At 70.6% G+C, this 5,218-nt stretch carries 3 protein-coding genes and 1 pseudogene; all 4 read left to right on the forward strand.

Going from position 1 to position 5,218, the window contains the following annotated elements; translation table 11 throughout:
- Positions 1–1,258 (forward strand): annotated as a pseudogene (locus K2Z83_RS24110) (hypothetical protein); the annotation flags it as partial.
- Positions 1,259–1,380: 122 nt separating this feature from the next.
- Entirely contained in the window at positions 1,381–2,625 is a 1,245-nt protein-coding gene (locus K2Z83_RS24115; RefSeq protein WP_220597729.1) for a glycosyltransferase, read from the forward strand.
- Between the two features lie 68 nt (positions 2,626–2,693).
- Positions 2,694–4,616 carry a glycosyltransferase family 39 protein gene (locus K2Z83_RS24120; protein ID WP_220597730.1) on the forward strand — a complete coding sequence of 641 codons (1,923 nt, stop codon included), beginning with the start codon at positions 2,694–2,696 and terminating at the stop codon, positions 4,614–4,616.
- 3 nt (positions 4,617–4,619) lie between these two features.
- A partial coding sequence (locus K2Z83_RS24125; protein ID WP_220597758.1) for a glycosyltransferase family 39 protein occupies positions 4,620–5,218 on the forward strand: 599 nt, incomplete at its 3' end.

Here is a 5,218-nt window from a genome sequence, read left to right on the forward strand (position 1 = left end):
GACAGAGAGCTTTCAACATTCAACATTCAACATTCAACATTCAACATTCGCACGCCGCTGGCTGCTGCTCTCTGGGCTGCTGTGCGGGCTGATGATGCTACAGAAGCCGAGCGGGGCGGTGATCGTGGCGGGGATGGGGCTGTGGGTGATTGCAGATTGTAGATTGCAGATTGCAGATTGGCGGCGCGGGGCGCGGAAATCTGCAATCTACAATCTGCAATCTGCAATTGCGTGGGCGGCGGTGGCGCTGCTGGTGCTCTCACCCTATGTTATACGGAACATGATCACCTTCGGCAAGCCGGTCTTCTCGACGGAGAGCTACGACGCCTGGGTGCTGGGGTACCGGGGCAACAGCGGCGACGCGTGGGAGGAGATCTACGACGTGTTCACGCCGGAGCTGGGCGGGCCGGGGCTGCCCGACCGCAGCTGGATCCTGCGCTGGGGCTTCGACGCGACGCTGGAGAAGCTGCGGGCGCAGGCGGTCGAGCTGCGGAACTACCTGATGCCGGTGTGGCGCGGCCTGCCGGATGGCGTGGGCTGGCTGTTCAGCAATAACGAGCGCAAGAACATCGCCAGCGACATGGGCGCATGGCTGGCGCTGATCGGGGTGATCGCGGCGCTGCGCTCGCGGCGGCGGCTGCTCGGCCTGCTGGCCTGCGCCTACCTGCCCTACATGGCCTTCATGCTGACCTACTGGCGCACCAACGAGGAGCGCTACTGGGTGATGCTCATCCCCTGGCTGGCCCTGCTGGGGGCCTGGGCGATCTGGGCGGGCTACGACCGGCTGGCGACGATCGGCGACCGGCGCTGGGCGCCGCTGGGGCTGATCCTGGCCGTGGTGGCGGTGAGCAATGTGGTGGGCTTCTCGCGGGCGGATATCGCCAACAAGGTGCGCAACGAGCCGACGATCTGGGCGCCCGACCTGGCGGCCTACGCGTGGGTCGATGCGCACACGCCGCCGGGCGCGCCGCTGATGACGCGCATCCCCTGGCAGGCGAACTGGCACACCGAGCGGCCGACGCTGATGATCCCGAACACGGCGAGCCGCGATCTGCTGCTGGAGATCGCCCGGCGCTACGGCGCGCAGTACCTGGTGCTGGAGAACCAGCAGCGGGTGAAGGGCGACGCCGGGCGGCTGCTGGCCCCGCTGCTTGACCACAGCAACCAGGTCGGCGATGTGGTCGACGGGTTCGAGCTGCTCTACGCGAGCCCGACGGCGGACTTTCGGGCGTTTGTGTACAGGATACCGGAGCATTAAGCATTGAACATTGAGCATTGAACATTGAGGGGTGACGCAGCAGGGTAAGCGAGGTTTATATTGCGGATCGGCATTGCGACCATTTTCAATTCTCAATTCTCAATTCTCAATTTGCATCTATTATGCGCATTCTGATGCTGGCCTCGTCCTACCCGATGTACCCGGGGGAGACGACGGCGCCCTTTATTGAGGAGATCGCAGCGGGGGCGGCGGCGCGCGGCCACGAGGTGACGCTGCTGGCGCCCTGGCACCCTGAGATCCGCCGCGCGCCTGTCGAGCGCGGGGTGCGGCTGCGCTTCTTCCGCTACGCCCCGCACCCGGCGCTGAATATCTGGGGCTACGCCCAGTCGCTGCAGAGCGACACGCATATTAAGCGGCGGGCGCTGGCGGCGGTGCCCTTCGCACTGGGTGCCTCGACCGTGGCGATGCTGCGCGCCCTGGGGGCGGCGCGGCGGGCAGGCGCGCCCTTCGACCTGGTGCAGGCGCACTGGGTGCTGCCCAACGGCCCGCCGGCGGCGCTGGCCGCCCGCGCCTACGGCGTGCCCCTGGTGGTCAGCCTGCACGGCAGCGACATCTACCTGGCCGAGCGCGGCCGGGCGCTGGCCGCCCCGGCCCGCTGGGCATTCCGCAGCGCCGCCGCAGTGACGGCGTGCAGCGGCGACCTGCGCGACCGCGGGGTGGCGCTCGGCGCGAGGCCCGCCGATAGCACGGTGATCCCCTACGGCGTGGACATCCGCGCGTTCCGGCCCGACGAGGACGACCGCGCGGCCGTGCGGGCCGAGCTCGGCCTGGGGGACGACGCGCCGCTGGTGATCGGCCTGGGCCGGCTGGTGGCGAAGAAGGGCTTCGGGGTGCTGCTCGACGCCTGGCCGCGCGTGCTGGCCCAGGCCCCGCAGGCCACGCTGTGCATCGTCGGCTACGGCGACCTGCGCGGCCAGCTGGAGGAGCAGGCGCGGCGGCTGGGGGTGGGCGAGCGGGTGCGCTTCGCGGGGCAGCTGGAGCGGCGCCGGGCGGCCAGCTACCTGGCCGCCGCCGACATCTTCGCCCTGCCGATCGTGCGCGAGGGCGTGGACGGCCTGCCGAACGCGCTGCTTGAGGCCATGGGCGCCGGCCGGCCGGTGGTCGCCTCGCGGGTGGCCGGCGTCCCCGATGTGATCGACGACGGCGTGCATGGCCTGATCGTGCCCGAGCGCAGCCCATCCGCCCTGGCCGAGGCCATCCTGCGCCTGATCGCCGACCGGCCCTTCGCCGAGGGGCTGGGCCGCGCCGCCCGCGCCCGCGTCGAGCAGGAGCTGACCTGGGAGCGGACCTGCGAGCGATTCGAGCGGGTGTATGTGGGGGCACAGGGGACAGGGGACAGGGGATAGGGGACGGGGGACAGGGGACATTGCGAATTCTACGCGGCTTGTATACATCTAGCACGTTTGCCCCCCTTATGCTGTTCCTGGCCGCCCTGGCGCTGCGGGTCTACCGGCTGGACGCGCAAAGCCTCTGGCTGGATGAGGGCAGCAGCTGGCAGATGGCCGGCATGCCCTGGGGCGCGCTGCTGCGCGAGATGCTCAGCCCGACGGCGGCCTACCCGCTGTACCACCTGCTGCTCAAGGCCTGGGTGGGCGTCTTCGGCGACAGCGAGATCGCCCTGCGGCTGCCCTCGGCGATCGCAGGAGCGGCGGCGGTGCCGGCGATCTACCTGGCGGGGCAGGAGGCAGGAGGCGGGGGGCAGGGGGCAGGAGCGCGGCGCTACCCGCTGGCAGCCGCCGCGATTATGTTGATCAGCCCCTTCCCGCTCTGGTACGCGCAGGAGGCGAAGGCGTACAGCCTGCTGCTGCTGGCCGCCGCCCTGCTGACCTGGGCGCTGCTGCGGGCGCTGCGCACCGGGGCGGGGCGCGACTGGCTGGCCTTCGGCGCGGTCGCGCTCGTCGCGGTCTTCGTCGGATGGGCTGCGTCAGCCGGGCTTGCGCTGATCAGCGCGGGGCTGGTGGCGGTGATGGTCTACGGGCTGGGGAGCGACCGGGCGGCGACGGGAGCCTATATCCCGGCGGGGCCGCTGTCGGCGCTGGGGCTAACCTTCACGCGCTTCAGCCTGGACCGCTGGCCGGGCGATGCGCCCTGGTGGTGGCTCATCCCCTGGGCGGCCCTGCTGGCCTGGGGGCTGATCGGCCTTTTTAGAGATGTGTGGCGGGGGAAGGGCGGGGCACGCTCCGCCCCTACGGCGATCGTGTGTATGCTGCTGGTGCCGATGGGGCTGTTCCTGATCCAGCTGCTGTTCACACGGCTGTATGAGGCGCGCTACCTGATTGTGCTCTACCCGGCCTGGGCGCTGGCGGCGGCGTATCCGCTGCAAGGGGACAGGGGACAGGGGACAGGGGACAGGGGACAGGCATTGAGCATCGCTGTGCTGGTGGCGGCGCTGGGCACGGGCGCGGCCTCGCTGTTTCAGCCGACCTTCGGGCTGTTCTCGGGCGCGCCGGTGAAGGAGCAGTACCGCGAGGCGATCGCCGAGCTGGCGGCGCGGGTGCAGCCCGATGACGCGGTGGTGATCCACCCCTCGTACATCCGCCCGCTCTACGACTACTATATGGGCCGGCTGAGCGCCGACCCGGCCCCGCAGCCGCTGGTCTTCGCCGACTTCTGGCAGGGCGAGACGGCCTACGGCCAGCGCGAGTGGGATATCGAGCGGCGGGCGAAGCTGGCCGGCTACACCCGCAGCTTCCTGCTGATCGCGCCCGAGCACGCCCGCACAGTGGACGCGCCGGCGCCCGGCGATGAGTACGGGCTGGTGGGCAACTTCTGGGCCTTCAGCCGCGAGCAGCGGGCCTGGCCCTGCGGGATCTGGCGCTACAATGGGGCGCACCTGCTCTGCCAGGAGGCGCCCGAGGCCTACATCACCGGCGCGCGCCCCGAGCCGGCCACGCCGGTGGGGGCGACCTTCGGCGAGCGCCTGACCCTGCTGGGCTTCACCCTGAAGGCGACCACCCCGGATGGGCCGGGGGTCTACCGGGCGGGCGGGAACCTGCCGATCAGCCTGTTCTGGGATGTGGCCGCGCAGCCGACGGAGGATCTGAGCTTCTTCCTGCACCTCTGCCGGGACTGCGAGTCGCCCCCGGTGGCCGGCGATGATGGCCCGCCGCTGGGCGGCTACCTGCCGACGAGCAGCTGGCTGCCGGGCAAGCCGGCCCGCGATGACCGGGCCATCCCGCTGCCGCGCGACCTGCCGCCGGGGCGCTACACGCTGCTGCTGGGGGTCTACCGGCCGAGCGACCCCTCGCCTAGCGCGCGCCTGGCGGTGAGCGGGGGCGAGGGGCTCGGCGAGGGCAGGCTGGTGCTGGAGACCGTTGAAATTGTGAATGGTGAGTGATGAATGGTGAATGACGATCTCATACAGCCGAAGCATTCAACATTCAGCATTCAGCATTTAGCATTATGGTTCGCCCTGCTGCTCGGCCTGGGGCTGCGGCTGGCGCTGTGGGGAAACCTGCCGCGCCTGGGCATGATCGGCGATGAGGCGGAGTACCTGGCCGCCGCCGACTGGCTGGCCCAGGGGCGGGGCTTCGCCTGGCACCTGGGGTACCTGTGGACGCGCGCCCCGCTCTACCCGCTGTTCCTGGCCGCCCACCTGGCGCTCTTCGGCCACAGCCTGACGCCGATCTTTGTCAGCCAGACGATCTTGAGCCTGCTGAGTGTGGCACTGGTCTACCTGCTGGCGCGGCAGGTGGTTGGGGGTTGGGAGTTGGGAGTTGGGGGCCGGGGGCAGATGGCGAGAGCGCCGGGGATCGCCGCGATGATGGCGGCGGTCTACCTGCCCTTCGCCAGCTACGGGCAGCTGCTGCTGGGCGAGACGCTGTTCACGGCGCTGCTGCTGGGCGGGCTGGCGGCGCTGGGGGCATGGGCGCGGCGCGGCGGCTGGGCCTGGCTGGCCGGGGCGGGCGCGCTGCTGGGGCTGGCCACGCTCACGCGCGG

The organism is Oscillochloris sp. ZM17-4, assembly GCF_019599295.1.
Taxonomy (GTDB): Bacteria; Chloroflexota; Chloroflexia; order Chloroflexales; family Chloroflexaceae; genus Oscillochloris.

Excerpts from the sequence above, each read along its gene's own strand:
- K2Z83_RS24115 (WP_220597729.1), top strand. The coding sequence starts at position 1,381 with ATGCGCATTCTGATGCTGGCCTCGTCCTACCCGATGTACCCGGGGGAG.
- K2Z83_RS24120 (WP_220597730.1), top strand. The coding sequence starts at position 2,694 with ATGCTGTTCCTGGCCGCCCTGGCGCTGCGGGTCTACCGGCTGGACGCG.